This is a genomic window from Uniformispora flossi, assembly GCF_049534875.1.
GTDB classification, from domain to species: Bacteria; Actinomycetota; Actinomycetes; order Streptomycetales; family Streptomycetaceae; genus Yinghuangia; species Yinghuangia aomiensis.
This window is the reverse complement of sequence record NZ_JBMULZ010000028.1, coordinates 46,902-73,370: the sequence shown is the minus strand read 5'-3', so window position 1 is coordinate 73,370 and position 26,469 is coordinate 46,902. Positions and strand designations below refer to the sequence as shown.

Sequence of the window (26,469 nt, the reverse complement as noted above, 5' to 3'; positions counted from 1 at the left end):
CAGACACCCCCTAGTGCCCGCCGTGCCCCGAGTCGCGCGGGCCGTGCGCCGGGCCCAGGTCCAGGTGTTCCGCCACTTCCGCGGCCGTCGCCGCCCCCGATCGGGTGCCGTCGACGGAGATCACCGGCATGCCGAGCCGGTGCGCCTGTTTGCGCACACGCGCATCCCACATTCCGTCCCGCACCAGGCGTTTCGCCAGGATCTCGTCGACGACGGGGCCGTGCCGGCCGAGCATGACGCCGTGCCGCCATTCCGCGGTCGGCAGCAGGAACACCGCCTGTCCGGGCCTGGACAGCAACGGCGCGACGTGGCGCGGCAGTACGCCGAAGTAGTCGACCAGGATGCGCCGGTCGGCGGGCAGGGCGAGCAGGTCCTGCACGAGGTGCGCGAGCGTCTCGCCGTGCACGCTCGGCGTCGCGCGGTAGGCCTGCTTGGCGGTCCGGCCCGCCCAGAAGCTGCCCGGCGGGAGCCGGGACAGCGCGAACAGGTTGGGGTGTTCGGGACCGGACCGGGCTATCCACCCCGGTTCGGCGGGGTCGCCGTGCACCACGGCGACATCGAAGAGTTCACCGAGCCGGTCGGCCACGGTGCTCTTGCCGGCGCCGGTGCCGCCCGCGATCCAGCGGACGTGCGCCAAGCGCTCGGCGAGCGTCGACTGCCGCGGGTGGGCAGCGTCGAAGCGTTCGGAAGTGGTCGTCATAGCGAGGTATTTCCCACTATGTCGGTACGGATATCCGCGCCGTTTCCCTCGTGTTCGTCCGCACTGCACCACGATCCGGTCATGGCTTGCCCGCCAGCGCGATCAGGAACTCCTCGGTGCGGGCCAGAGATTCGGCGCGGTCCGTGCCGAGGCCGAGCGGGGCGGCGATCAGGTCGGTGCCGCCCGCGTCCGCGTAGGCCTTGAGGCGGGCCGCGACGGTCTCCTCGTCGCCGATGAGCGCCACGTTCGCGGGCGCGCCCGCGTCGCCGAGTGTCAACACCCGCTGGTAGGCGGGGATGCTGTCGTACATCGCGAACATCCGCGCGGCCTTCTCCCGCGCCGCGTCCGCGTCGTCGACGATCGCGACGGGCAGCCCGACCACGACGCGCGGCGCCGGGCGGCCCGCGGCCTCCGCCGCCGCGGTGATGCGCGGCACGATGTGGTCGCCGACGGCGCGTTCGTCCGCCCAGTAGGTGATCGTGCCGTCCGCAAGCTCGCCCGCGAGCTTGAGCATCAGCGGCGCGAGGGCCGCGACCAGGATCGGGTACGGGCTGCCGCCGGGCACGTCGAGGAGCGCCTCGGTCGTGTACAACTCGCCGTGGTGGCTGATGCGTTCCATCCCGCCGCGCTGCGCGGCACGGAGCACCTCGACGTATTCGCGGACGTGCGCGGCGGGCCGGTCGTACTTCAGCCCGTACATGCCTTCGATGACGCCGGGGTGCGACGGTCCGATCCCGAGCGTGAGCCGGCCGCCCGCCGCGGCCTGCGCGGTCATCGCCTGCTGCGCCATCGCCATGGGATGCCGCGGGTACGTCGGCACCACGGCGGTGCCCAGCTCGATGCGCGCGGTGGCCTGTCCGGCCAGCGCGACGCCGGTGAGCGCGTCGAGGCTCCACGGCATATGCGGCAGCCAGCCGGCCGCAAAGCCGTTGTCCTCGGCCCACCGCGCCCGTTCGACCAGGTCGGCGATACTCGTACGCCCGCCGCTCACCTCCCCGATGAACACGCCGATCCGCATACGCAGCCCTTTCCGCGTGGATCTCCGCCGCTGGAAATCCGGTATCGGAGTGGTACCAGGGCTGCTTGGATCACGCCATGGTGAAGCGGCTTTTGGACCGGGTCCTGGTGGTGGATGTCGAGGCGACGTGCTGGGACGGTCCGGTACCGGACGGGCAGGCCAACGACATCATCGAAATCGGCCTCACGGAACTCGACGTGGCGACCGGCGAGCGGATCGCCAAGCACGGCGTGCTGGTCCGGCCGGAGCGGTCCACGGTGAGCGCCTTCTGCACAGGCCTGACCACGCTCACCCAGCAGGACGTGGAAGGCGGCATGCCGTTCGCGGACGCGTGCGCGCTGCTGCGCGGCGAGTTCGGCAGCCATCAGCGGGTGTGGGCGAGCTGGGGCGACTACGACCGGCAGCAGTTCGACCGGCAGTGCCGCGACCTGGGGGTCGCCTACCCGTTCGGCACCCGGCACCTCAACGTGAAGACCCTGTTCTCGCTCGCGCACGCCCTCCCCCGCGAACTCGGCATGGCCGCCGCGCTGGAACATGCCGGACTGCCGCTGGAGGGGACCCACCACCGCGGCGCGGACGACGCGTGGAACATCGCGGCCCTGCTGGCCGGGGTGCTGGGCCGGGGCCGCTGACGGGGCGGCCCACGGGGCGGCGCAGCGTGCGGAACCGGACGCCGGCCGCTCCGGAAAAATGCCCTGCTTCAGCCGCCGGGCTCCCGGGTATCGGGCGGAGACGAGTACGGCCGGACAGGCCGTGCGCTGCGGCGACCACGATTCCGGGGAGGGGTACGGGCATGGCGGCGGCACATTCCGAGGAGGCTCCCGACGGCCCCGCCGATCTGGTCCTGCTCGGCACGGCGGCGACGATGGACACCGCCCGGCCGGACGCCTCCGCGGTGGCGGTGCGCGGCACCCGGATCGTCGCCGTGGGCGGGCCCGCGGAGGCGGCGCGGTGGACCGGGCCCGGCACCCGCACCGTGCACCTGGGCGACCGCTGCCTGCTGCCCGGCTTCGTCGAGGCGCACGGGCACGCCATCGCCGAGGCCCGGCTGTTCGGCACCGACCTGGTCGACATCCGCCCGATGACGGTGCCGACGGCGGACGAGGTCGTCGCGGTGATCCGCAAGACGGTCACCGCGCGCGGCACCGACGGGGCGGCGTTCATCGGCTGGGATCCCCTCGGCCACGGCGCGGACCTGCCCGAGCCGACGCGGGCGTGGCTGGACGCGATGGCGCCGGACACCCCGCTGGTGATCCTCACGCAGGCCGTCCATCTGGCGTTCTTCAACAGCGCCGCCGCGGACCGTGCGGGCCTCGGCCGCGGCACCCCGGACCCGCCCGGTGCGCGGTTCGGCCGGCACGCCGACGGGACGCCGGACGGGACCGCGCACGGCGGGGCCGCGATCCGGCTCCTGTTCGCGGGCCGCGAGGACCCGCGCGAGCAGTTCACCGCCGCGGCGCTGCGCGAAATGGCCCGCTTCAGCCAGGTCGGCGTGACGACGGCCAGTGAGATGGCATGCATGCCCGAATGGCGCCGCGCCCTCCTCGACATGGCGCAGGCCGGTCTGCCGCAGCGGGTGCGGCTGCGGCTCTACTCGCCGAGCGAGACAACCCCGACGCGGGGCCGGCGGCCGGGCGAAGGCACCGATCTGACCCGGGAGATCGGGGTCAAGGTGTGGGTGGACGGGTCGCCGTTCGTCGGCTCGATCGCCGCGTCGTTCCCCTACCTGGACACGCCGCTGACCCGCCGCCTGGGCTTCGGGACACGGCCGCGCGGCACGGCGAACTACTCGTGGGACGCGCTCGCCGAGATCGTCGAGGCCTACGTGCCGCTCGGCTGGCAAGTGGCCTGCCACGCGCATGGGGACCTGGCGATCGACATGGTCCTCGACGCGTACGAGAGCGTCCTGTCCCGCTATCCGCGCCGCGACCACCGGCTGCGCCTCGAACACGCCGGGGCGATGCGGAACGACCAGTTCGCCCGGGCCGCGGCGCTCGGGGTGACGGCGAGCATCTTCATCGACCACGTCTACTACTGGGGCGATGTGCTCACCGACGACCTGTTCGGTCCCACCTACGGGTCGCGCTGGGCGGCCGCCCGGTCCGCCGTCGACGCGGGCATGCGCATCTCCCTGCACAACGATCCCCCGGCGACACCCGAAGACCCGCTGCACAACATCACCGTCGCCACCACACGCCGTTCGCGCACCGGGCGGCTGCTGGCCCCCGAAGAGTGCCTGACGGTCGATCAGGCGCTGCGCGCGCAGACCATCGACGCGGCCTACCAGCTGTTCTGCGATGACATCACCGGCTCGCTGACCCCCGGCAAGTATGCGGATCTGGTGGTGCTGTCCGCCGACCCGCGCCGCGTCGCCCCCGAACGGATCGAGGACATCGACGTGCTGGCCACGTTCCTGGCGGGCCGTCAGGTGTTCGGCGAGACACTCGTCTAGCGGGCACCGGCCGACACGGCCGCCCGCTCAGCACTTCGGGATCGGCACGGCCCCGTGGTCCGCGCGAGCGGCGAGCGCCGCGCCCACGATGCCCGCGTCGTTGTGCAGCGCGGCCGGGACGATCTCCGCGCGCACGTGCTTGATGTGCGGCAGGAACTTCTCGGCCTTCTTGCTGACCCCTCCCCCGATGATGAACAGCGACGGCGAGAACAGCATCTCCAAGTGCTGCAGGTAGTGCTGTACGCGGTGCGCCCAGTGGTCCCAGCTGAGGCCGTGCTCTTCACGGACGTTCCCCGCCGCGTGGTGCTCGGCCTCGTGGCCGTTCAGCTCCAGGTGCCCGAACTCGGTGTTGGGCACCAGCACTCCGTCGTGGAACAGCGCACTGCCGATGCCGGTGCCGAAGGTCAGCACGAGCACCGTGCCGCGCCGGTCCCGCCCGGCGCCGAACCGCATCTCGGCGATCCCGGCCGCGTCCGCGTCGTTGACGACGGTCACCGGCGCGTGCAGCGCTTCGGAGAACCGGCGGCGCGCGTCCAGGTCGACCCAGCCCTTGTCGACGTTGGCGGCGGTGTGCGTGACCCCGTCGAGCACCACGCCCGGGAACGTGATCCCGACCGGGCCGCGCCACGAGAACCGGGTGACGAGGTCGCACACCACGTCGACGACCGCGTCCGGCGCGGACGGCTGCGGGGTGAGCTGCCGGACCCGGTCGTGCAGCAGGCGGCCGGCCGCGGTGTCCACGGGTGCGCCTTTGATCCCCGTGCCGCCGATGTCGATGCCCAGGCAGGTTTCCACCCGTTCATAGTCGGCGGTCGTGCGGGGATATGCCACGGGGCGCGCCGCCCGGCGCCCGCCGGTCAGCCGGGCAGGTCCGGCAGGTCGGCGGCGTGCAGCGTGCGCAGGTCGTCGTGGTCCGCGTCCGGCATGCGGGCCAGCCGCGACGCGTGGTTCTCGATCATCGTCTCGAACGTGCGCCGCGCTTCCCGGGCGTTGCCGAAGCCGCTGCCGCGCGGCAGCCGCCGGAAGTAGGTGAGCAGCGACGCCTCGGCGGCGTCGGACAGTTCGTACTCGTGTTCGGCGACCTGCTTGCCGGTGATCTCGACCAGGTCCTCCGCCGAGTAGTCCTGGAAGGTGATGGTGCGGGAGAAGCGCGATCCGAAGCCGGGGTTCGAGGCGAGGAACCGGTCCATCTCGTCGGTGTAGCCCGCGACGATCACCACGACGTCGTCGCGGTGGTCCTCCATGAGCTTGACCAGCGTGTCGATGGCTTCGCGGCCGAAGTCGCGGGACGGGTCCGGCGGCGCGAGGCTGTACGCCTCGTCGACGAACAGCACGCCGCCGCGCGCCCGGTCGAAGACCTCTTTGGTGCGCGGCGCGGTCGAGCCGATGTGCTCGCCGACCAGGTCGACGCGCGACACCTCGACGAGGTGGCCCTTGCGCAGCACGCCGAGCGCCGCGGCGATCTCCCCGTACAGCCGCGCCACGGTGGTCTTGCCGGTCCCGGGCGAGCCGGTGAAGACCAAGTGGCGGCGCAGCGTGGGCGCCTTGAGGCCGGCTTCCTCACGGCGCCGACCGACGGAGATCAGGTCGATGAGGTTGCGGACTTCCCGCTTGACCGACTCCAGGCCGACCAACGCGTCGAGTTCGCCCAGGAGTTCCTCGGCGTTGCGGCCGGAGGTGGAGACTTCGTCGTCGCCGCCGGGGCTGCTGCCCTCGCGGGCGCCGGGCAGGGTGAGGCGTTCGGTGAGCAGCGCGACGCCGGCCTGCTTGGACTCGGGCTTGAGGGTGGCGGGGGTGTCGCTGTCGCCGGGGCCGTCGCCTTGCGACGTGCATTCGGCGGCCAGCGGTCCGGCGTCCGCGAATTCGAAGCCGCCCTTGGCGTTGCCGCGGGTGCGGCAGCGGGTGAACGACGGCTGGCAGCCTTCCCGGACGTGGACGCCGTAGCCGCGGCCGTGCGCGACCTCGCAGTCCTCGAAGTCGCCGCGGCCGCCGCCGGAGACCCGGATGCCTTCGCCGTCGGCGCGTTCCACGGTGACCCGGCGCACGGTCGGCCCGGCGGCGCCGGTGACCGAGACGCCGTCGGTGACGTCTTCGATGACGCAGTCGGCGACGATGCCGCCGCAGTCGCCTTCGGTGAACCAGATGCCGGTGGTGCCCTTGCGGATGCGGCAGCCGTTGACCGACACGACGGCGCCTTGGCCGACCGAGATGCCGGTCTCCTCGACGTCGTGGATCTCGCAGTTCTGCATCGACAGGCCGGTGCCCACACCGCCCGCCTTGACCGCGTCGAGGACGTCGTGGATGCGGCAGTCGCCGAGGGCGGCGTCCGCGCCGTCGCCGACCCACACCGCGGGGTGGCCGCCGGTGGAGTCGTGGAACTCGCAGTCGATGACCGACGCGCGGGCGCCGCGGTCCATCAGCGACAGGCCGTTGCGGCCGAAGCTGCGCAGCGTGCAGCCGCTGAGGGTGACTTCGGAGTGGCCGTGCACGTCGACGCCGCTGCGGCCGGTGTCGCGCAGGTGGCAGGCGACCAGGTTGGCGGTGGCACCGCGGTCGATGCTGACGCCGTTGGCTTCGGCGTCCCGGATCCGGCAGTCCTCGAGGGTGAACGCGGCGAGGTCGTCGACCTGCACGCCGGTGCCCTTGACCGCGGTGATCTCGGTGCGGACGGCGCTGCCGCCGCTGGACTGGCCGCCGACCGACACGCCGGCCCAGCCGACGCGCTCGATCTTGCAGTCGGTCATCGACGGGGTCGCGCCGCCCGCCACGCACACGCCGCCGCCGCCGACGTCGTGGATGTGGCAGGAGACGAGTTCGGGCATGGACTGGTCGCCGGCGAAGACCGCGGGCTCGGTGTCGGAGCCGTCGTGGATCTCGCAGTCGGTTACGGAGCCGGCGGTGCCGGGGCCGCTGAAGCGCATGCCGTGGCCGGACACGTCGCGGACCCGGCAGCCGACGATCGCGGGGCGGGCGCCGTCGCGGACGTCGATGCCTTCGCGGCCGGTGCCGGAGATGTCGCAGTCCTCGTAGGTGCCGCGCGCGAGGCCGCTGATCCCGAGGCCTATTCCGGCGGGGTTGCCGATCCGGCAGCGGCGCAGGATCGGGTCGGACGAGCCGCGCACCTCGACGCCGACGACCGACGAGGCGCGGACGGTCAGCTCCTCCAGTATCGGCGCGCACCCCTCCACGACGACCGCGGGCGCCAGCACACCGGCGCCGCCGTCGACGGTCAGCCCGTGCACGGCGGCGTCCGCGGCGACCGTGAGCGCGACGCCCGCGACGGCTTCCACGACGACCGTGCCGGGGCCGTCCGCGCAGGTGAGGGTGACCGGGACGGACACCACGACGTCCTCGTAGTACGTCCCGGCCGCGACGACGACCGAGTCGCCCGGGGCGGCGGCGGCGACCGCCTGGCCGATGGTGGCGTACTCGCCCGAACGCCGCCGCCAGCGGGTGCTCTGCACCACCTGAAGAACCCGACCCGCCATGGCGCGCCTGCCACCAACCCCTCGACGATCCCGTGCTCCGGTCCCGCGGTCCTCGTGCGGACCGCCGCGGCCGCGCTCCGGCGGGGATCCGGCGGGCATGGCCACCAGCACCGTACAGTCCAACGACGCGGGGTCACGCCGAGGTCACGGTAACCGGCGCGCGAAACGCGGCGGGATGGTAGGGAGTTGCCGGAATGCCCGCGTGGGAAAGTCCTCGGGGCGTCGCCCGATTGCCGAGTGGCGCGGGCTCAGCGGCTGCCGGCGTTCGCGTCGTCGCCGGTCAGGGGCGCGCCGGAGGATCCCGGCGTGGCCGGGGCTTCGGAGGGGCCGGTCGACGCCGGGGCTCCGGAGGGGCCGGACGTCGCCGGGGCGCCCGAGGTGCCCGCGGACTGCTCCGGGGTGGCGATCGCGGCGGACTCGTCGCGGAGCCGGGCGAACAGCACGTCGGCCTCGGGGCGGACCAGCGCGACGCGGTTGGGGTCGGGGGCGTAGGTGGTGATCGGCGTGGTCTCGAACTTCACCGCGCTCTCCGGCAGGCCCTTGAGGCTGTTGAGCAGGTCGTAGAGGTCGCTCAACGAGCCGAGGCCGGGATCGGTGGTGATGGCTTTGGTCGCGGCGTCGAGGATGCCGTAGAGCCGCGTGGGGCTGGTGAGCAGGCTCTCGGTCTTGACCTTGTGGACCATCGCGGTCATGAAGAGCTGCTGGCGTTCGATGCGCTGGATGTCGCTGCCGTCGCCGATGCTTTTGCGGGCCCGCACGAAGCCGAGGGCTTGCTCGCCGTTGAGGACGACGTCGCCGGCCGGGAGGTCGAGCTTGGCGGCCTTGTCGTCGATCGGCTTGTCCAAGTGGATCGGCACGCCGCCGAGGGCGTCGACGAGCTTCTTGAAGCCGGTGAAGTCGACGGTGATCTGGTGGTCGACGCGGACTCCGGTCAGCTGTTCGACGGTCTTGACGGTGCAGGCGGTGCCGCCGGTCTCCATCGCGCTGTTGAACATGCCGACATAGGCACGGGACTGGGTGCCGTCGGCCTTGGGGCAGGCCGGCACGTCCACCATGAGGTCGCGCGGGAAGCTGACGCCGAGGGCGGCTTTGCGGCCCTCGGGTATGTGCAGCAGGACCGTCGTGTCGGAGCGCTGCGAGTTGCCGAGTTCCGAGTCGCCGTACTCGGCGTTCGCCCCGGCGCGGCTGTCCGTGCCGACGAGCAGGATGTTGAGCGCCTTGGTGGCGGGCGGCCGGCCCTGGTCGCCGAGCTTGGCCGCGAAGTCGTCGGTCTTGATGTTGCCGTTGAGGCGGTCGTAGGCCCACCAGGCGAGCCCGCCGATGGCCAGCATCACCAGGGCCATGCCCGCGGCAGCCCCGATCAGGATGCGCTTGCGGCGCCGCCGCCGGGACTCGCGCCGCCGGTCCGCCCGCACACCGCTCGGACCGCCCGCGGACCCTTCGGGTCCCTCGGGCGGCACGGGGCTGGATTGCGGAGTTTCCGGCACGTATATCGCTTTCGTCGGCCCCCGACGGCACGTTTTTCTCACTGTGCCATCAATCGTATAAAGCCGCGATATGAGGTCGATAAGGGCTCCCACCAGGTAAAACGCATCGGAGAAGAGGTGCGGGGGGTGGGTTTGGGGGAGCTGCGCGGCCGACCGGGCACGACGAAAGGGCAGGCGCGTGTGCGCCTGCCCCTTTGTCGCGGGTCCGGGGCTCAGTTGCCGCCGGTCGTCCTGCCTGCCTTGGGGCTCGTGCGGGTGCCCAGGACGCCCAGGACCACGTCGACCAGGCGTCCCAGGCGTTCAAGTTCCGTCGGGTGGAAGTTCGGGCCGTCCGTCCGCACCACGAAGAGGGTCAGCCAGGACGCGCCGATGGGCGCTGCGGCGCCGTAGGTGCGGGGGGTGTCGAGTTCCAGCGCGAGGGGGCGCAGCGGCGACACGAGGGGCAGTTGGGGCACGGCGGGGGCCTGCCAGCTGGAGTGGACGACGGCGCGGGACTTGGTGCCGCGGGTGGCGACCGCCCAGGCGGCGTGGAAGAGCGCGGGGGCGGCGTCGACCAGGGTGGCGACCGCGCGGCCCGGGTCCCGGGAGACCTGGCCGAGGACGTCGAGTTCGGGCGAGGCGCCGGGCACCTCGCCCGCCGCCCAGCACCCTTCGACGCGCACGCCCTGCAGTGATTCCAGGCCCTCGACCAGCCGGGCCGCCGGGCGCTCGCCCGGCCAGGAAACGGTGAACTCGTCGACGGCGCGGCCGGTCAGGCGCTCCAGGACGGTCATCTGGAGGACGTCGGCCCCGGCGGTGCCGAGGCTCTGCGTGACCCGGGCGAGGGAGCCGGGCCGGTCGGGCAGCGAGACGCGCAGGCGGAACAGCATGGGAGACCGCCTCCTTGGGGAGTACGCGGGGCCGACGCTCCGACGGGCGGAACGCGCCGGTCCGGGTGATGATGATCTGTTCCGATCATGGACCCCGTCCCGGTTCGATCCGATCATCGACCCGGCACGTTTCGTTCGTGTTGCCGAGTGATGACACCGGCGTGAGCCGTGCGCTGGGCCCCCCGGCGCGGCCATGAGCTTTTGCCAACGCCGCGGAAACGTTCACGCGACGTGGCGGCAACACCCCTCGATCAAGATCCTCGGCGATCGCCTCGGCCGGGCCGTCACCCCTGTCCGGACCGGCCCGGCGGAGAGAGAGGGTTGCATGGAGCACTCGGCACCGTTCGCCGAAACGTCGCGGCGCGGGTTCCTGCGCACCGTCGGCGTCGCCGGCGGCGCGGGCGTCCTGTACTCGGCGATGGGCGCGATGGGTCTCGCGCCCGTGCCCACCGCGGACGCCGCGTCGTATCGCGCGCCGCAGGAGTCGGACTTCGCGCTCACCGGGCGCGGCGGCAAGAAGGTGGTGATCCTCGGCGGCGGCATCGCGGGGCTGGCCACCGCGTACGAACTGGGCAAGGCCGGCTACGACTGCCGGATCCTGGAGGCCAAGAACCGCCCCGGCGGCCGCAACTGGACGGCGCGCGGCGGGACCACCGAGACCGATCTGGACGGCAACACCCAGCAGGCCCGGTTCTCCGACGGCCAATACATGAACTGCGGTCCGGGCCGTCTGCCGCAGTCCCATGTCACGCTCGACTACTGTCGGGAACTCGGCGTCGAACTGCAGGCGTTCGTCAACCAGAACGCCGACGCGTACATCTACCACCAGAACAGCGCGGCGCTCGCGGGCAAGCCGATGCGCTGGCGCACCGCCAAGGCCGACGTCTACGGCTACGTGTCCGAGCTGCTCGCCAAGGCCACCGACCAAGGCGCCCTCGACGCGGCGCTCACCAAGGACGACAAAGACCGCCTGATTTCCTTCCTGCAGAGCTTCGGCGCGATCAAGGGCAAGGCCGACGGGTTCGCCTATGCGGGCACCGACCGGCGCGGCTACACCGTCGAGCCGGGCGCCGCCGACAACGCGGGCGTGGTCCTCGGCCCGGTGCCGTCGCTGTCCGATGTGCTGGCCAGCGGCGTCGGCCAGCGTTTCTCCTTCGAACTGGGCTACGACCAGGCGATGATGATGTTCCAGCCGGTCGGCGGCATGGACGCGATACCGCGGGCCCTGGAGAAGGCGATACGCCGCGGCACGATCCAGTACGAGGCGGCCGCCACCGCGGTCGCGAACGTCCCGGGCGGCGTCGAGGTCACCTGGCGCGACAAGCATGGCCGCGAACACGTCGAGCGCGCGGACTTCTGCGTCGTCGCGACGCCGCCGCACATCGCCGCACGGCTGCGGCACAACCTCGGCGACCCGGTCACCAACGCGCTCAAGACCCCGACGCCGCTCGCCGTCGGCAAGATCGGCCTGGAGTACAAGCGCCGCTGGTGGGAGCTGGAGGACCGGATGTACGGCGGCGTCGTGCCGACCGACACCGACCTGGCCAACATGTGGTTCCCGTCGTACGGCTACCAGGGCCGCCGCGGCACCGTCATCGGCTACTACAACACCGGCGCGAACGCCGAGGCCTACGGCAAGCTCCCGCACGCCCAGCGGGCCGAGCGCGCGGTGGCGCAGGGCGTGAAGATCTTCGGCGACCGCTACCGCAGCGAGCTGGCGGCGTCGTTCAGCGTCGCGTGGCACCGCACCCCGTTCCTGGAGGGCGGCTGGGTGAGCTGGCGGGACCAGAACGGGCCCGAGTACAAGCTGCTGAACCAGCCCCAGGGCAACGTCTACTTCGCGGGCGACTGGCTGAGCCACGTCATCGCGTGGCAGCACGGCGCGTTCACGTCGGCGCGCAAGGTCGTGACGGACATCCACACGCGGGTGATGGCGGCATGAGCGGAGTGATGAGCGAAGTGCGGAAGATGTCCCACGAGGGGTCGCACACGGGGTCACCCGCGGGTGCACCCAAGAGGTCGCACAAGCGGAAGGCCTGGATCGCCCTCGGCACCGCCGCCGCGCTGGCGCTCGCGGGCGGCACGGTCGCCGACGCGCACGACAACCGGATCGGCGACAAGGAGGTCCGGGTCGCGCTGCCGGCCGGGCAGACCAACCCGTCGATCGCGACCGGCGTCGGCACCGGCGCGGAGGTGGCGATCTACCAGAGCAGCGGGCTCGGTCCGGGCGCGCTGAACCCGAACGCGCCCGCGGGCTCGCCCGAGAAGTACACCGATCCCGCGCTCACCGCGGGCGCGGAAGGCGTGACGGTGACAGAGGCGCAGTCCCTGGTGGTGCTCAAGGCGATCCAGGACAACCTCAAGGCCGCGGGGCTGACCCCCGCGGACGTCATCACCATGAAGTGCTACCTGATGAAGCCGCCGGGCGCGGCGACGGCCGACTACGCCGGATGGAACCGGGCGTACCGGCAGTTCTTCGCGAACATCGATCTGACGAGCAAGCAGGTCGTGCCGGTGCCGATGGGCACGTCGCCCGCGAAGGCGCCGATCCTGGCGAACAACGCGCGGCCGGCGCGGGCCACGATGGAGGTCGCGTCGCTGGCGGTGCCGGGCTGGCTGGTCGAGGTCGAGGTCACCGCGGCGTATCCGGCGAAGGGCAAGCGCTAGAGGCCGTCGGCGGGAGTTGCGGGGCGCGGCGGTCGGCCGTGCTCCGCAACTCCCGCTTCACCCGTTTCATCCGTTTCGCCACCGGGGAACCGGTTACCCCTTCTCGGAGTCCCGTTGGCGATCCGAGGAGGCCGGGCCGGTGGCAGTGCGCGGTGTGGAGATCGTCGCGGAGGGAGTCGCCGTCCGCGGGCCCGCGGGCGTCGTGGTGACCGGTATCGACGTCGATGCCCGCCCCGGGACGCTGACCGTGCTCGCCGGGCCGTCCGGGTCGGGCCGCACCTCGCTGATGCTGGCGCTCGGCGCCCGGTTCAAGGTGCGGCGCGGCCGGATCACCGTGGACGGCGTGGCACTGCCGAAGGGCGGGAAGGCGGCGCGCGACCGGATCAGCGTGGCGCGGGCGAATCCGGTGGTCGGGCTGGAGGAGCGGCTGACCGTCGGGGAACTCGTGGCGGAGCGCCGGGCGATCGGCGGGCCGTACGTGTCCGACACCTCGCTGGCCGACGCGTTCGACCTGGTCGACCTGCCGTACACGCCGGACACGCTTGCCGGGGACCTGTCGTGCGTCGAGCAGTTGCTGCTGGCCCTTGCGCTGGCCGCCGCGGAGCGCGCCGGCGGGGTCCTCGTCGACGACGTGGACGACGGCATCGCGGGCACCGACCTCGACCGGGCCTGGTTCGCCGTCCGGTCCGTCGCCCGCGCCGGGGCCACGGTGATCGCCACCGCGACCGCTCCCCCGCCGCCCGGTCCGTCCGCGGCCGACCTGGTGCTGCGACTGCCCGGCCACGACGTGCACGCCGCCGCGCGGGATGCCGCGCGGAAGGGCGGCGTCCGGTGAACTTCCTCCGCCTCACCCGCCTCGAACTGCGGCGCTTCCGCGGCTTTCCGCTGCCGCGCCTGGTCCCGGTCGTGATCGCGCTGGTGCCGCTGCTGTACGGCTCGCTCTACTTGTGGTCGAACTGGGACCCCTACGGCCGCTTCCGCGACGTGCCCGTGGCGATCGTCAACGAGGACCGCCCGGTCACCGTCGACGGCCAGACCGTCGCCGCCGGGCAGCAGCTCACGCAGACGATCCTGGCGTCGGGGACGTTCAAGTGGCGGGAGACCACCGCAGCCAAGGCCATGGACGGGCTGCGGGACCGCGACTACTACTTCACCGTCACCGTGCCGCCGGACTTCAGCGCCAAGCTCGCCTCGACCGGGACGCCCCAGGCCCGGCAGGCCATGCTCACGATGACGCTCGACGACGCCAACGGCTTCATCATCGGCAAGGCCGCCGAAAGCGCGAAGGCCTCGCTCCAGGGCGCGATCACGCAGGCCGTGCAGTCCACGCTCGCGCAGCAGGCGTTCGGCCGGCTCGGCACGCTGCAGCAGCAGCTCGGGCAGGCCGCCGCCGGGGCACGGCAGTTGGACGCGGGCATCGGCGTCGCCCCCAACGACCAGCTCAAAGCCGGCGCCGGACAGCTCGCGACCGGTCTCGACGGGCTCGCCGCCGCGGTGCCGGTGCCCGCGAACCCCGGGCAGACCACGACGTCGCTGACCACGCCGGTGACCATCGCGGAGCACAACCTGCACCCGGCGAAGGTGTACGGGCGCGGCATGGCACCGTTCTTCTTCGCCATCGCGCTGTGGGTGTTCGGGCTCATCGCCTTCCTGGTGATCAGGCCGCTCAACACGCGTGCGCTGTCCGGCCGGTCGGGCGCGGTCACGGTGGCGCTGGCGGGCTGGCTGCCCGCGGCGCTGCTCGGCGTCGTCGGCGCGTGGGTGCTGTATGGGGTCGTCGACCTCGGCCTCGGCCTGGACCCGGAGGACGTGGGCCAGACGCTGGGGCTGCTCGCGCTGGGTGCCGCCGCGTTCGTGGCGATCGACCACGTGCTCAATACCGCGTTCGGCGTGGTCGGCGACGTGGTGTCGCTGATCCTGCTGATGCTGCAACTCACGTCGTGCGGCGGGCTCTATCCGATCGAGACCACGCCGCTGCCGTTCCGGGCCCTGCATCCGGTCCTGCCGATGACGTACCTCGTCGACGGGTTGCGGGTGACGATTTCGGGCGGCGAGTCGTGGGTGCTGACCCGGGCCTGCCTGGTCCTGGGCGGATATCTGCTGGTGGCACTGGCGTTGTCGGTGCTGGTGGTGACACGCAGGAGGGTGTGGACCATGGCACGTCTCAAACCTGTCGTCCAGCTGTAGCAGACCTGGGCTCCGGCCCTCGTCGGCGCCGCGTACCGTCGTCCTATGCAGGGCGCCGGCCCGGTTCTCGCGGAGAATCGGTCGGGGGGCGCGGGCCGCACGTCGAGGGAGGGCGCTCGGGATGGCCGAGGGACGCATAGAGAAGCTGAACGAGAAGGCGGAGGCCGCTTTGCGGGAGTTGGGTCCCGACCACCCGGGAACGCTGGACGCGCGCGCCGAATGGGCGCGGGCACTCGGCGAGGAAGGGCGTACGGCGGAGGCGGCGGCGGCGTTCGGCGAACTGGTCGCGGAGTACACGCGGCTGCTCGGCGCACAGCACCCCGACGCCCTGCTGGCACGCCACAACCAGGCGTTCTGCCTCGGGGTGTCCGGCAACGCGGTCACCGCCGAAGCGCTCGCCCGCGACGTCGCCGCCGACTACGTCACGCTGCTCGGCGCCGACGACCCCGAGACGCTCAACGCGCGTGCCGCGTGGGCGCGCTGGATCGGTGAGACGGGCGACGCGGGCGCGGCCGTGCGGATACTGGCGCCGGTCGTGGACAGCTGCGTCGACGTGCTCGGACCGGTGCACGCGGACACCCTGGCCAACCGGCACCTGCACGCGCACTGGGTCGGCCGCTCGGGCGACGTGGCGGGCGCGGCAAGCCTGTTCGCGGACATCGCCGGGGAAAGCGAGCAGGTGCTGGGGGCGGAGCATCCGGACACGCTGACCGCCCGGCACGACTATGCCGTGTGGACGGGCGAGTCCGGCGACGCCGCCCGGGCCCGCGACGTGCTGCGCAGCCTGGTGCCGGATGCGGTGCGCGCCCTCGGCGCGGGGCACCCGGACACGCTGGTCATGCGGCACAACCTGGCGCACTGGACCGGTGAGGCGGGCGACGCGGGCACCGCGCGGGCGCTGCTGGAGTCGCTGAGCGCGGACAGCGAGCGCATCCTGGGCGCCGAGCACCCGGAGGCGGTCAACAGCCGCCGCGCGCTGGACTGGTGGACGTGGGGTCCGAAGGCCGGCGGCAAGCCCGGCGCGGAGGACGCGGGCGGCCCGAAGGGCCCGGGCGGTCCGGACGGCGGCAAGTCCGCGGCGAAGACGAAGGACAAGTCCGCGAGCAAGGCGAAGAACGCGGCCGAGGCGCAGACCGGCGACCGGGCCGACGACCAGACGGACGACCAGGCGGAGGACCAGGCCGGGGCGAACGCGGCCTGACCCGGTCCGACGTGCGGCGGCGTCGTCCGCGCCGCCGCTCGCCGGCAGATCCACCGGACCGTGCCTGGTCCCGCTAGTCCCGCTCGGGGACCGGCTCCGCGAGGCGGTCGAGGTCGAACTCGCCGTCGCGCACGCCGAGCACGAAGGCCGTCCACTCGCCTTCGGTGAACCGCAGGACCGGGCCTTCCGGATGAGCCGAGTTGCGCATCGCGACCGCGCCGCCGCCGATCTCGGCGGTCTGCACGACGCCTTCGCCGGTGGTGTCCTCGCCGTAGCTGATCCACTCGGCGCCGCTGATGTCGCGCGCGTACAGCTCGGCCTTCTCGGCCTCCATCTCCTCCTGCGTGGCCATCGCGTGTTCCCCTCTGCTCGCTGTGCCGGCCGGGTCGTTCGCTGGCCAACGTACGGCACAACGCGATCGCGCGGACACGGTACGTGCCAAGACGGCAGCAGGCGCGTGCGCCGGGACGGCTTCGCCGGTACGTTCCGCCGTCCCGCCGCACACGCCCGAGCCCGCGGCCCCACCCCCCGGAGCCGCAGGCGCCGACCCGCCGGGTCAGCCCGTCAGAGCACGACCTCGGCGGCGATCCGCAGGTCGCCCGCGTTCCGGCCGACCATGACGGTGTAGGTGCCCGGCACGACCGTCCAGCCCTCGGCCGCCTCGTCCCAACGGGCGAGCGTGGCCGCGTCGACGGTCACCGTGGCGACGGCCTTGGCGCCCGCGGCGGCCTCGACCGACGCGAACCCGACCAGGCGCAGCGGCTCGGGTGCGCCGAACAGCGTGCCGTCGGCGGGCTCCAGGTAGACCTGCACGACCTCGCGGCCGTCCCGGCTGCCGGTGTTGGCGACGGTCACCTCGACGGTCAGACCGTGTGCGGCGTCGCCGGACACGGTGGCGCCTTCGTAGGCCCAGTCGGTGTAGCCGAGGCCGTAGCCGAACGGGTAGGCCGGGGTGAGGCCGCGGGCCGCCCAGAGGCGGTAGCCGATCGCGGAGCCCTCGGCGTAGTCGTGTCCGCCGTCGACGACCTCGGTGGACAGCACCGGGACGTCGGCCTCGTCGGCCGGGTAGGTGGTGGGCATGCGCCCGCCGGGCTCGACGGCGCCGGTCAGCACGTCGGCGAGCGCCGCGCCGCCTTCCTGTCCCGGCAGCCACGCCCACACCAGCGCGGCGACGTCGTGCCGCCACGGCATGATCACCGGCGAGCCGGCGTTGACCACGACGATGGTGTTGGGGTTGGCGGCGGCGACGCGGGCGACGAGTTCGTCGGTGCGGCCGGGCAGTGCCAGGTCGGTGCGGTCGAAGCCCTCGGACTCGATGTCGTCGGTGGTGCCGACGACGACGATCGCGACGTCGGCCGCGGCGGCGTCGGCGACCGCGGCGGCGATCTCGTCGTCCTCCGCCAGGCGCGGGCTCTCCCAGCCCAGGCCGGTGGCGGCGAACCCGGCCTCGCCGAGGGTGTAGCGCATCTCGACCTCGACCGGCACGCCGGCCGCGGCGGCCACCTCGAAGCGCTTGATCGGCGGCTTGAGCAGCTCTTCGATGGTGTCGTTGCTCTCCGACACGAGCGCGAACTCGCTGCGGACGCCGTCCAGGGTCAGGACGAACTCCCCGGCGCCGCGCACGTCGAGCAGGTGGGTGCCGTCGACGGCCGGGGTGAGGCGGGCGCGGGCGGTGAGGGCTGCGGTGCCCTGCGGGAGCGTGCCCGGCCAGAAGACCAGGTTCGAGCCGAGGCGGTGATCGGTGCCGAGCGAACTGCCGTCGGCGGCATGGAACTCGACGCCGAGGCCGGCCTCGCCGGTGGCCGGGTCGACGGACGCGTCGAGCGGCAGGTCGGCGAGCGCGCGGTGGGTGAACGCACCCTGGCGAAGCGTCAGTTCGACGTCGGGGCCGAACGCGGCGCGCAGGCCCTCGGGGATGCCGACGACGTGGTCGGGGTTCACGTGGGCGCTGCCGCCGCCCTGCGAGGACAGGCGCACGGCGTTCGGGCCGACGACGGCGACGCGGGCGAGCTTGGCCGGGTCGACGGGCAGCACGCCGCGGTTCTCCAGCAGCACCATGGCGCGGGCGGCGATCGCCCGGACCTGCGCGTCGGCGTCGGCGGGCAGGGTGACGTCGCCGCGCGGGGCGGTGTCGCCGAGGACGCCGACGCGGGCGGCGAGGCGCAGGATGCGCAGCACCTTGTCGTCGAGGACGACTTCGTCGACGCGGCCGGCGGTGACCGCCTCGACCAGCGCTTCGCCCCAGAACTCGTTGGGCGCGGGCATCGCAAGGTCGGTGCCGCCGTCGGCGGCGGCCTCGGTGGAGCGGACGGCCAGCCAGTCGGAGACCACGACGCCGTCGAAGCCCCACTCGCCCTTGAGGACGTCGTTCTGGAGGCGTGCGTTCTCGGTCATGGACCGGCCGTTGGTCGCGTTGTACGCCGACATGACCAGCCAGACCCGGGCCTCCTGGACGGCGGCGCGGAACGGCGCCAGGTAGACCTCGCGCAGGGCGCGCTCGCCGATGCGGGAGTCGTAGCTCATCCGCTCGTTCTCGGAGTCGTTGGCGACGTAGTGCTTCATGGTCGCCGCGACGCCCGCGGACTGCACGCCTTCCACGAAGCCGACGCCGATCTCGGCGGTGAGCAGCGGGTCTTCCGAGTAGCACTCGAAGTGTCGGCCGCCGAGCGGGGTGCGGTGCATGTTGACGGTCGGCGCGAGGAGGACGTGGATGTCCTTGTCGCGGGCCTGCGCGCCCATGAGGTAGCCGATCTTGCGGGCGACCTCGGGGTCCCACGCGGCGGCCTGGGCCGTCGGGGACGGGAACAGCAGCGACGTGTCGCGCTCGTCCCACAGCACGCCGCGGACGCCGACCGGGCCGTCCGACATGCGGAGCTTGCGCAGGCCGATCTGCGGCATCTCGGGGAGCGACCAGAAGTCCTCGCCGACGACCAGGCGGACCTTGTCCGCCAGGGACAGCCGGGCCACCAGGCCGCGCAGCTCGTCCTCGCCGATCCCGGTGTCCGGGGTGGGGGTGTGGCTCGTCATGGCGTCTCCACTGTCGCTCTCCGAAAATCCTGCGCGTCCCGGAAAGGTAACCCCAAAAACCTAGTGAATGGTAGTTTTGTTATTCCTGCGTGATCCACACCATGTCCGCGCCCCCACGAGGCACGGCAGGATGGGCACATGGAAGCCACAGAGACGGCAGACCGTACGGCCGGCGGCCGGGGCCGGCGGCAGGGTTACGCCACCGGCGACGCCCGGCGGGCCCGGATCCTCAACATCGCCCTCCAGGAGTTCGGCGAGAACGGGTACCGCGGCACGTCGCTCGCCCGCATCGCGGAACGCGCCGAGCTGACCCAGGCCGGCCTCCTGCACCACTTCCGCAGCAAGCAGGACCTGCTCACCGCGGTCCTCGACCTGCGCGACCGGATGGACGGCGAACGCCTCGACCTGGCCGACCACGCCGACGGCGCGGAGGGCGCGCTGGCGGCGCTGGTCGACCTCGTCGGCCACAACGCGCGGCAGCCCGGCCTCGTGCAGCTGTTCACCGTGCTCACCGGCGAGGCGGTCACCACCGACCACCCCGCGCACAGTTGGGCGCAGGAGCGCTACCGCGTGCTGACGACCTCGCTGACCACGTCGTTCCGCAACGGCGTCGAGTCCGGGGAGATCCGCCCGGACGTCGACCCGGCGGTGTGCGCCCGCCAGGTCCTGGCGATGATGGACGGCCTCCAGCTGCAGTGGCTGCTGGAGCCGGAAGACGTCGACATGGCCGCGGTGTTCGGCGAGTACGTGCGCGGCTTCCTGGCGCAGATCCGGGCCTGAGCCCGGCCTGCGCCGCGGCCTACTCCGCGGCCTACTCGGCGGGCGCCGTCTCCGGCGCGGTCAGCTCGGTCAGCACCGCGGCCAGGTCCCAGCCGGACAGGCTGGCGATCGCCTCGCGGAACGTGGTGAGCGCGAACAGGTCGCCGCGCGCGGTCATCCGCCCGTCCACCAGCGCTTCCCGCGGCAGCGACCGGTCGTTGTCGAGCAGCAGGCTGCGCGCCGTCGGATAGTCCATGTGGATCATCAGGTCCGGTCCGGGCAGCAGCCCGGGCCGGACCAGCACACGGCCGTGGAACACGTCCAGGTGCAGTTCGGCCGGGTCGCTGCGGCCCGGCACGTCGCTCACCACGATGTCCACCACGGCCGGGTGCGGGGTGCGCTTCTCGGGGTCCGGAGTGATCAGCCGGCTCAGCCGGGAGACCGCGGCGATCCACTCCTCGGACATGAACGGGTACCGCTCGAGCGCCGGGGCTTCCGGCTCGGCCGGCACCTCGGGCTCCACGAAGTTCTCCGCCTCCATCGCCCGGCCCACCGACTCGCCGAGCTGACGGGTCGCCAGCCGCCGTATGGCACGTGCCAGTTCACTGTCCACCGCGCGCTGCGCGAGCGGCCGCAGGCGGCGGATCAGCTCGGCCATCTCCGGGGCCTCTTCGTCCGGCCCGGCCTCGTCGAGGTAGTGCTGCCACAGGTGCGCTTCGGTGAGCTGCATGAACGTCCCGGCAACGCGCTCCATGTCGGACCGCAACGCCCGCAGGTAGTCCAGCAGCGCGTGCACCGGCACGCCCGCCGCGTGCAGCTCGGCGCTCACCGCGAGTTCGCGCGGGCTCGGCACCCGGAACACGGTCAGCGTGTCGTCCTCGGGCTCCAGCAGCCCGAACTGCACCGCGCCGGCAATCGTCACCGGATCGGACAAACCGCCGAACATCGACGTCAGTTCGGCACGTGTCATCCGGCCCGGTTCCTCATCGGTCCACGGCCCGGTGACCTCGGCCACCAGGCCGAGGACGCCGCCCAGGCTGCGGCCGTTGTCCCACGCATCGAGCAGCTCCTTGATGCTGACCAGGCTGTAGCCGCGTTCGAGGAGCTGGCCGATCAGGCGCAGCCGGGCCAGGTGGCTGCCGTCGTACAGCGACACGCGTCCGGCCCGACGCGGGCGGGGCAGCAGCCCGCGGTCCTGGTACGCGCGGACGTTGCGCACCGTCGTCCCGCCCTCGCGCGCCAGGTCCTCGATCCGGTAGTCGCCCAACCTCGTGCCTCGCGATCTCTCTGGCTGCACCGACCTTGTGCGGTTACTGCGGTCGGTCAGCAACGTAATGCAGGTTCGCGTGAACCTCGATCACGAAGACGAAGCGAAATCCGCGAGGATTTTCCGTGAATGCCGACGAAACGGTCAATTCGTCCGCAGTGCGGCGGTCACGGGATCACCACGACGGGGCGTTTGGCGTGCTTCACGAGCCGGCAGGAGACCGAGCCGAAGAGCCGGCTCACCAGCCCCGAGGACCCGCCGACCACGATCGCGTCGGCGGCGAATTCTTTGGCGACGTCCTCGATCTCGTGGCAGATGTCGCCGCCGCGCTCCACGAGGATCCAAGGCACGTCGCTCAGGTGGTCGGCGCACGCCAGTTCGAGGCCGAGCGCTTCGGAGCGGTTGTCGGGCACGTCGATGAAGACCGGGGGCTCGCACCCGGCCCACACGGTGGCCGGGATCCGGTTCGCGACGTGCACGATCACCAGCCCGCCACCCATGCGGCGGGCCATGCCCGCCGCGTACGCCAGCGCACGTTCACTCGCCCCCGAGCCGTCGAACCCGACCACCACCGGGTGTTGGAACGCCGGGTCCCGGGGGCGCCGGGAGTCGGGACGGAGCAACGGGGTGCCGTCCGGGAAGTCACTGAAGCCGAAGTCGAAAGCAGCCATGGCAATCGGGGCGTCTTTGCTGAGGAGGGGCGCCGCAGGCCCCTTGAGATCAAATGAAAGAGCCTATGCGTACAGATTACGTCTTGCGGTCGGAATCGGACAGGCTGTGCGGTACGTGAGCACGCACCTTAGTCGCCCTTCGCGCCGTGCGGGAGCCCCTGAGGCCCGGCAGGCGGCCATGTGGGTGAACGCCGGGAGGTCCCGCGGCGATGTCCGCAGCGGATGACTCCGCTGACCGGATACCGGCGTCGCGCGGAGCGGACAGCGCTCCCCCGCCCGCGCTCCCTTTCCGCCGATCTCCCGCCGCCGCGCGGGCGGGCGCGCCGTGTCCGCCGGGTGGCGCGCGGGCACCCGGCTGCCCGCCGCCCGTTACCCCCGGGCGCGACCGGGCGTTGCACAGGGCGACACCGCGTGTCCGGGCGGCCACGTCGACCGGGGCGGCGATCCCCGTCGAGGACGCCGACCCCGCGTCGACGGGGCGCGCCCGAAATTCCCCCAGACCGCACACAAAGCCGCATAGATCTCATTCATGAAATGCGGCGGCGTATAGGGGCATTACCTTCCCAAGCAGCAAGGCCGGTGGTGTGACCGCCGTCACAAACAGGCATATCTACATAACGTCACGTGGAGAACACCATGCATAGACAAGGCCAGAAAGAGTAAGTTCCGATCTTGGGTGACTTGAGTGGCGTGTGTGAACTACTGGGACTCGCCATCAACGACCCCTCCCATCTCGCGGGACGGATCCGGCGGGGCGCGGAGGGCTGAAGAGGGGGCGATCGGAGCCATGAGCAGGACCGACGGTCGACACGCAGGTCGGCACGTCCGGATCGGCACCGCGGAAAGCGGGCGCGAGGACGCGGCGGAAGGGCCCGGAGCGGGCGCCGAGGACGCGGCTTCCGCGTCCGGCGGCCCGGACACCGGGATACCCGCCGGCATACCCGCGGCCCGCGGCGCGGAGCCGCCTGCGGGTCCGGCCCCCGACGCGGACGCCGCGGACGCGGCGCAGGTCCCGGGACCGCGTGCGCAGGGGGAAGCCGACACGGAAGGCTCCGACACTTCCGACGCCGGAACCGGCGCTGCCGGTTCCGCGGACGCCGGGGACTTCGGGGACTCTGGGGACTCCGGGAACACAGAGAAGGCCGATCCCGACGAAGTGTTCGGCTTCGCCGCGGAGGCGGGCGCCGGGCTCGACGCCGAGGACCCGGACGAACCCGACGAAACAGATGAAACAGACGAGTCCTTCGAGGACGACGGAGCCGACGAGGACGCCCCGCTCTTCGCCGGGCACGTCGCGCGGACCGTCGCGGCGGACTCCCGCGACGACTACGACGACGAGTACGACGAAGACGGGCGGCTCGTCCGCGCGGACGCCGCGCCCGGTGCGTACGGCGAATGGCCGGCCCGGCTGGTCGGCCGGCGCCGCGCCGAGACCATCGCGGTCCTGCTGTTCGCCGAGACGCCGATCCTGGAGAGCTCGATCCCGATCTCGGTGTTCGGCGTGGACCGACGGGACGCCGGAGTCCCCAACTACCGATTACTGGTATGTGCCGCCGAGCCGGGTCCGCTCCGCACCACGGGCGGTGTCGAACTCATCGCCCCGCACGGCCTCGACGGGCTGCACCGGGCGGGCACCGTGATCGTCCCGGCGTGGCACTCGCCGTCCCGCAAGCCGCCGGCCCCGGTGCTGGAGGCGCTGCGCCGTGCGCACCGCGAAGGCGCGCGCGTGGTGGGGCTGTGCGGCGGGGCGTTCGTGCTGGCCGCGGCGGGGCTGCTGGACGACCGTCCGGCGACGACGCACTGGATGTACGCGCCGGCGCTGGCAAAGTCGTTCCCGAAGGTGCGGGTCGATCCGCGCGAGCTGTACGTGGACGACGGCGACGTGCTCACGTCGGCGGGCACCGCGGCGGGCATCGACCTGTGCCTGCACCTGGTGCGCATCGACCACGGTGCGGACGCGGCCAACGCGCTGGCCCGGCGACTGGTGGTCCCGGCCCACCGGGTGGGCGGGCAGGCCGCGTACATGGACCTGTCGCTGCCCGAGGAGATCAGCGGCGACCCGCTGGCCACGGTGATCTCGTGGGCGTTGGAGAACCTGCAGGAGAAGTTCGACATCGAGGTGCTGGCGACGCGGGCGTACATGAGCCGCCGGACGTTCGACCGGCGCTTCCGGTCGCTCACCGGGTCGGCGCCGCTGCAGTGGCTGCTGACCCAGCGGGTGCTGCAGGCGCAGCGGATGCTGGAGACCACCGACCTGCAGGTCGAGGAGATCGCGCGGCGGTGCGGTTTCCGGTCGCCGGTGGCGCTGCGCGGGCACTTCCGCAAGCAGCTCGGCATTCCGCCGGCCGCGTACCGGGAGGCGTTCCGTACCCGGGACCCGGATGCGGAGGACGCCGAACCGGCGCGCGCGTCGTAGGACGGGGCAGCCGCGGGCCGGGCCTTCGGGTCCGGTCCGCGGCGCCGCCGCGGTGTCGTCGCACCGCCGTCGCAGCCTTCCCCGGCAGGTTTCCGCGGCACGGCCTAGGCTGATCGGCTATGAATGACCGCTTGGTCTGGATCGACTGCGAGATGACCGGACTCGACTTGTCCCGGGACGCGCTCATCGAGGTGGCCGCTTTGGTGACCGACTCGGAGCTGAACGTCCTCGGGGACGGAGTCGACGTCGTGATCCGCCCGCCCGCCGAGGCGGTGGAAGGCATGCCCGACGTGGTGCGGGCCATGCACACCGCCTCGGGGCTGCTCGACGTCCTCGACGAGGGGGTGACGATGGCGGAGGCGGAGGAGCTGGTGATGGGCTACATCCGGGCGCACGTACCGGAGGGCCGCAAGGCGCCGCTGTGCGGCAACTCCGTCGCCACCGACCGCGGCTTCCTGGCCCGGGACATGCCCGGCCTGGAGTCGTACCTGCACTATCGGATCGTCGACGTGTCGTCGATCAAGGAGCTGTCGCGGCGCTGGTACCCGCGCGTGTACTTCCAGTCGCCGCCGAAGACCGGCAACCACCGGGCGCTGGCCGACATCAAGGACAGCATCACCGAGCTGAAGTACTACCGGGACACCGTCTTCGTCCCGATGCCCGGCCCGGACACCGAGACCGCGAAGGCCGCGGCCGCGAAGTACACCGCTCCGCAACTGCCGCTGCCGTAGTCCCCGCTCGCTCCCCCGGGGGGCCTTCCCGCGGCCGGAGGCGGCGCCGGGTGACGGGTCGCGAACCCGCGACTCGGCGGCGCTGCCGGCCCGGGAACAACCCGGGAGCGAGCACCCCTCAATCCCCTGTACACTCTTTCTCGCTGCTCCGGTCGGGCAACCGGCCGAGTCGCGTGGTGGGTGTAGCTCAGTTGGTAGAGCACCTGGTTGTGGTCCAGGACGTCGCGGGTTCGAGTCCCGTCACTCACCCCACTCATACGAAGGCCCCGTCCGCGGAAACGCGGACGGGGCCTTCGTCGTTGGCGCCTATTCCGCCGGGGCCCGCTTGGCGCCGAGGAGGCGGGTGTAGCGGGGGCGGGCGGCGAAGTCGGCCGGCGTCCAGACGGCCGGGCGGGCCGCTTCCTTGCAGAGGTGGAGGATGCGGTCGGCGGCGAGGTGGACGGCCACGTGCGCGGCGTAGCCGTCGGGGCGCCCGGGGAGCGGACCGGCGTCGTAGAGGAGCAGGTCGAGGGGGCGCGGGTCGGTGACGGTGGTCACGGCGGTTTCGTCGGCCCACAGGTCGGAGGAGCGCAGCGGGGGGACGCGGCGGCCGAAGTGGGCGAGGACGGCGTACGCGTACACCTGGCAGTTCGCGCCTTCGGAGACGTCGCCGGGGGTCGTGCGCCCCGGGTCGCGGGCGTAGACGTAGGGGACGTTGCGCAGGTGGGTGGGGAGGAAGAGCAGGTCGGGGTCGGCGGGACCGCGGAGGAGGGCGTCGGCGCGCACGGTGAGGGTGGTGCCGTCCCAGGCGAGGCAGGCCAGGTCGGGGACGACGATGTCCGCGTCGGAGTCGAGGGCGCGCTTGCCGATGCCGACGACGTGGCCCGCACCGGCGGCGCGTGCGGCCCGGATGCCGGCCGCGGTGTCTTCGAAGACGGTCGTGTGGGCGGGGGCCAGGCCGAGGCGGGCGGCGGCCGCGAGGTAGCAGTCCGGGGCGGGTTTGCCGGTCGCGACGGTGTCGCCGGAGACCAGGACGTCGGGCAGCGGGAGCGCGGCGCCGCCGAGTCGGGCGGTGGCCAGGACGGTCGTTGCCGAGGTGACCACGGCCCAAGGCCGCTCCCCCAGGCCGGCGAGCAGCGCCGCGGCGCCGGGTATCGGCCGGGTGTGGACGGCGTCGGCGGTTTCGATGGCGTCGATGCGGGCGACCGCGGCGGCGATCCCGGCGTCGTCCCGGTCGGGCAGGAAGTGCCGTGCGGTTTCGGTGGATCGGCGGCCGTGGATGGCGGGCAGGACGTCGGCGGGGTCGAGTCCGTGTTCGGTGGCCCACTGGGCCCAGCCCCGTTCGCCCGCGGCGACCGAGTCGACCAGGACGCCGTCGCAGTCGAAGAGCAGGGCCTTGGTCGGGATGCGGAGGACGTCGGGCGAAACGGGACCGTGCGGCATTCGCTGCTCCGTGATCGGCGCGGGACGACGGACTGATCACGCTACTCATCGGCGGAGGCGTCCGCCCCGGGAATACCGCGTCGCGGAACCCGCCCTGCGCCAGGGCG

21 protein-coding genes and 1 tRNA gene are annotated in these 26,469 nt (G+C 72.8%); 11 read left to right on the top strand and 11 right to left on the bottom strand.

All coding sequences use genetic code 11. The features are described from left to right. Positions 1 to 10: 10 nt before the first annotated feature. Positions 11 to 700: a hypothetical protein gene (locus ACPA54_RS36355; RefSeq protein WP_423536442.1), complete on the bottom strand. Its 690-nt coding sequence runs from the start codon at positions 698 to 700 to the stop codon at positions 11 to 13. Positions 701 to 779: 79 nt separating this feature from the next. Beyond that, positions 780 to 1,718: a TIGR03564 family F420-dependent LLM class oxidoreductase gene (locus ACPA54_RS36350; RefSeq protein WP_423536440.1), complete on the bottom strand. Its 939-nt coding sequence runs from the start codon at positions 1,716 to 1,718 to the stop codon at positions 780 to 782. Positions 1,719 to 1,795: 77 nt separating this feature from the next. On the opposite strand from ACPA54_RS36350, the gene ACPA54_RS36345 reads away from it, so the two are divergent. Further along, on the top strand, positions 1,796 to 2,350 hold the full coding sequence (locus tag ACPA54_RS36345) for a 3'-5' exonuclease (RefSeq protein ID WP_423536438.1): 555 nt from the start codon (positions 1,796 to 1,798) through the stop codon (positions 2,348 to 2,350). 161 nt (positions 2,351 to 2,511) lie between these two features. Beyond that, positions 2,512 to 4,170 carry an amidohydrolase gene (locus ACPA54_RS36340; protein WP_423536436.1) on the top strand — a complete coding sequence of 553 codons (1,659 nt, stop codon included), beginning with the start codon at positions 2,512 to 2,514 and terminating at the stop codon, positions 4,168 to 4,170. A gap of 27 nt (positions 4,171 to 4,197) precedes the next feature. On the opposite strand, the gene ppgK is transcribed toward ACPA54_RS36340, so the two are convergent. From ppgK to ACPA54_RS36320, 4 genes are all read right to left on the bottom strand, one after another. Then, complete coding sequence (gene ppgK, locus ACPA54_RS36335; protein ID WP_423536434.1) at positions 4,198 to 5,001, bottom strand: polyphosphate--glucose phosphotransferase; 804 nt, start codon at positions 4,999 to 5,001, stop codon at positions 4,198 to 4,200. A 26-nt stretch (positions 5,002 to 5,027) separates the two neighbouring features. After that, entirely contained in the window at positions 5,028 to 7,637 is a 2,610-nt protein-coding gene (locus ACPA54_RS36330; RefSeq protein ID WP_423536432.1) for a right-handed parallel beta-helix repeat-containing protein, read from the bottom strand. 269 nt (positions 7,638 to 7,906) lie between these two features. Further along, the gene (locus ACPA54_RS36325; protein ID WP_423536430.1) at positions 7,907 to 9,118 is read right to left on the bottom strand and encodes an LCP family protein; all 1,212 of its coding nucleotides are present in this window, start codon (positions 9,116 to 9,118) and stop codon (positions 7,907 to 7,909) included. Between the two features lie 239 nt (positions 9,119 to 9,357). Then, positions 9,358 to 10,014: an ACT domain-containing protein gene (locus ACPA54_RS36320; protein WP_423536428.1), complete on the bottom strand. Its 657-nt coding sequence runs from the start codon at positions 10,012 to 10,014 to the stop codon at positions 9,358 to 9,360. Between the two features lie 325 nt (positions 10,015 to 10,339). On the opposite strand from ACPA54_RS36320, the gene ACPA54_RS36315 reads away from it, so the two are divergent. The 5 genes from ACPA54_RS36315 (at position 10,340) to ACPA54_RS36295 (ending at position 16,069) form a co-directional block, all read left to right on the top strand. After that, complete coding sequence (locus tag ACPA54_RS36315; RefSeq protein WP_423536426.1) at positions 10,340 to 11,956, top strand: flavin monoamine oxidase family protein; 1,617 nt, start codon at positions 10,340 to 10,342, stop codon at positions 11,954 to 11,956. 8 nt (positions 11,957 to 11,964) lie between these two features. Then, the gene (locus ACPA54_RS36310) at positions 11,965 to 12,681 is read left to right on the top strand and encodes a Rid family hydrolase (protein WP_423536424.1); all 717 of its coding nucleotides are present in this window, start codon (positions 11,965 to 11,967) and stop codon (positions 12,679 to 12,681) included. Between the two features lie 139 nt (positions 12,682 to 12,820). Further along, entirely contained in the window at positions 12,821 to 13,516 is a 696-nt protein-coding gene (locus tag ACPA54_RS36305; protein ID WP_423536421.1) for an ATP-binding cassette domain-containing protein, read from the top strand. Beyond that, positions 13,513 to 14,868 carry a YhgE/Pip domain-containing protein gene (locus tag ACPA54_RS36300; protein ID WP_423536419.1) on the top strand — a complete coding sequence of 452 codons (1,356 nt, stop codon included), beginning with the start codon at positions 13,513 to 13,515 and terminating at the stop codon, positions 14,866 to 14,868. Before ACPA54_RS36305 ends, ACPA54_RS36300 begins: the two co-directional genes overlap by 4 nt. A 121-nt stretch (positions 14,869 to 14,989) precedes the next feature. Beyond that, a complete protein-coding gene (locus tag ACPA54_RS36295) occupies positions 14,990 to 16,069 on the top strand; it encodes a tetratricopeptide repeat protein (protein ID WP_423536417.1) in 1,080 nt (359 codons plus the stop codon). Between the two features lie 73 nt (positions 16,070 to 16,142). Here the strand turns inward: ACPA54_RS36295 and ACPA54_RS36290 are convergent, their stop codons facing one another. Both ACPA54_RS36290 and ACPA54_RS36285 read right to left on the bottom strand, forming a co-directional pair. Next, entirely contained in the window at positions 16,143 to 16,421 is a 279-nt protein-coding gene (locus ACPA54_RS36290) for a DUF397 domain-containing protein (RefSeq protein ID WP_345676886.1), read from the bottom strand. A gap of 212 nt (positions 16,422 to 16,633) precedes the next feature. Further along, entirely contained in the window at positions 16,634 to 19,096 is a 2,463-nt protein-coding gene (locus ACPA54_RS36285; protein ID WP_423536415.1) for a beta-glucosidase, read from the bottom strand. 138 nt (positions 19,097 to 19,234) lie between these two features. Between ACPA54_RS36285 and ACPA54_RS36280 the strand changes: the two genes are divergently transcribed. Then, positions 19,235 to 19,876, top strand: coding sequence for a TetR/AcrR family transcriptional regulator (locus ACPA54_RS36280; protein WP_423536413.1), 642 nt, complete (start codon positions 19,235 to 19,237; stop codon positions 19,874 to 19,876). Between the two features lie 31 nt (positions 19,877 to 19,907). On the opposite strand, the gene ACPA54_RS36275 is transcribed toward ACPA54_RS36280, so the two are convergent. Together ACPA54_RS36275 and ACPA54_RS36270 are read right to left on the bottom strand one after the other, a co-directional pair. Beyond that, the gene (locus ACPA54_RS36275) at positions 19,908 to 21,122 is read right to left on the bottom strand and encodes a MerR family transcriptional regulator (protein ID WP_423536412.1); all 1,215 of its coding nucleotides are present in this window, start codon (positions 21,120 to 21,122) and stop codon (positions 19,908 to 19,910) included. A gap of 167 nt (positions 21,123 to 21,289) precedes the next feature. After that, entirely contained in the window at positions 21,290 to 21,793 is a 504-nt protein-coding gene (locus ACPA54_RS36270) for a universal stress protein (RefSeq protein ID WP_345676882.1), read from the bottom strand. Positions 21,794 to 23,201: 1,408 nt separating this feature from the next. Here ACPA54_RS36270 and ACPA54_RS36265 point away from each other — a divergent pair. The 3 genes from ACPA54_RS36265 (at position 23,202) to ACPA54_RS36255 (ending at position 25,192) form a co-directional block, all read left to right on the top strand. Further along, positions 23,202 to 24,209 (top strand): GlxA family transcriptional regulator, encoded by a 1,008-nt coding sequence (locus tag ACPA54_RS36265; protein ID WP_345676997.1) that lies wholly within the window; start codon positions 23,202 to 23,204, stop codon positions 24,207 to 24,209. A 119-nt stretch (positions 24,210 to 24,328) separates the two neighbouring features. Next, positions 24,329 to 24,940 carry an oligoribonuclease gene (gene orn / locus ACPA54_RS36260; RefSeq protein ID WP_345676881.1) on the top strand — a complete coding sequence of 204 codons (612 nt, stop codon included), beginning with the start codon at positions 24,329 to 24,331 and terminating at the stop codon, positions 24,938 to 24,940. A gap of 176 nt (positions 24,941 to 25,116) precedes the next feature. Then, positions 25,117 to 25,192 (top strand) — tRNA-His (locus tag ACPA54_RS36255). Between the two features lie 54 nt (positions 25,193 to 25,246). Here ACPA54_RS36255 and ACPA54_RS36250 read toward each other — a convergent pair. After that, entirely contained in the window at positions 25,247 to 26,362 is a 1,116-nt protein-coding gene (locus ACPA54_RS36250) for an HAD-IA family hydrolase (RefSeq protein ID WP_423536409.1), read from the bottom strand. Positions 26,363 to 26,469 lie beyond the last annotated feature (107 nt).

Excerpts from the sequence above, each read along its gene's own strand:
- ACPA54_RS36355 (WP_423536442.1), bottom strand. The coding sequence starts at position 700 with ATGACGACCACTTCCGAACGCTTCGACGCTGCCCACCCGCGGCAGTCG.
- ACPA54_RS36350 (WP_423536440.1), bottom strand. The coding sequence starts at position 1,718 with ATGCGGATCGGCGTGTTCATCGGGGAGGTGAGCGGCGGGCGTACGAGT.
- ACPA54_RS36345 (WP_423536438.1), top strand. The coding sequence starts at position 1,796 with ATGGTGAAGCGGCTTTTGGACCGGGTCCTGGTGGTGGATGTCGAGGCG.
- ACPA54_RS36340 (WP_423536436.1), top strand. The coding sequence starts at position 2,512 with ATGGCGGCGGCACATTCCGAGGAGGCTCCCGACGGCCCCGCCGATCTG.
- ACPA54_RS36320 (WP_423536428.1), bottom strand. The coding sequence starts at position 10,014 with ATGCTGTTCCGCCTGCGCGTCTCGCTGCCCGACCGGCCCGGCTCCCTC.
- ACPA54_RS36315 (WP_423536426.1), top strand. The coding sequence starts at position 10,340 with ATGGAGCACTCGGCACCGTTCGCCGAAACGTCGCGGCGCGGGTTCCTG.
- ACPA54_RS36310 (WP_423536424.1), top strand. The coding sequence starts at position 11,965 with ATGAGCGAAGTGCGGAAGATGTCCCACGAGGGGTCGCACACGGGGTCA.
- ACPA54_RS36295 (WP_423536417.1), top strand. The coding sequence starts at position 14,990 with ATGGCCGAGGGACGCATAGAGAAGCTGAACGAGAAGGCGGAGGCCGCT.
- ACPA54_RS36290 (WP_345676886.1), bottom strand. The coding sequence starts at position 16,421 with ATGGCCACGCAGGAGGAGATGGAGGCCGAGAAGGCCGAGCTGTACGCG.
- ACPA54_RS36285 (WP_423536415.1), bottom strand. The coding sequence starts at position 19,096 with ATGACGAGCCACACCCCCACCCCGGACACCGGGATCGGCGAGGACGAG.
- ACPA54_RS36280 (WP_423536413.1), top strand. The coding sequence starts at position 19,235 with ATGGAAGCCACAGAGACGGCAGACCGTACGGCCGGCGGCCGGGGCCGG.
- ACPA54_RS36270 (WP_345676882.1), bottom strand. The coding sequence starts at position 21,793 with ATGGCTGCTTTCGACTTCGGCTTCAGTGACTTCCCGGACGGCACCCCG.
- orn (WP_345676881.1), top strand. The coding sequence starts at position 24,329 with ATGAATGACCGCTTGGTCTGGATCGACTGCGAGATGACCGGACTCGAC.
- ACPA54_RS36250 (WP_423536409.1), bottom strand. The coding sequence starts at position 26,362 with ATGCCGCACGGTCCCGTTTCGCCCGACGTCCTCCGCATCCCGACCAAG.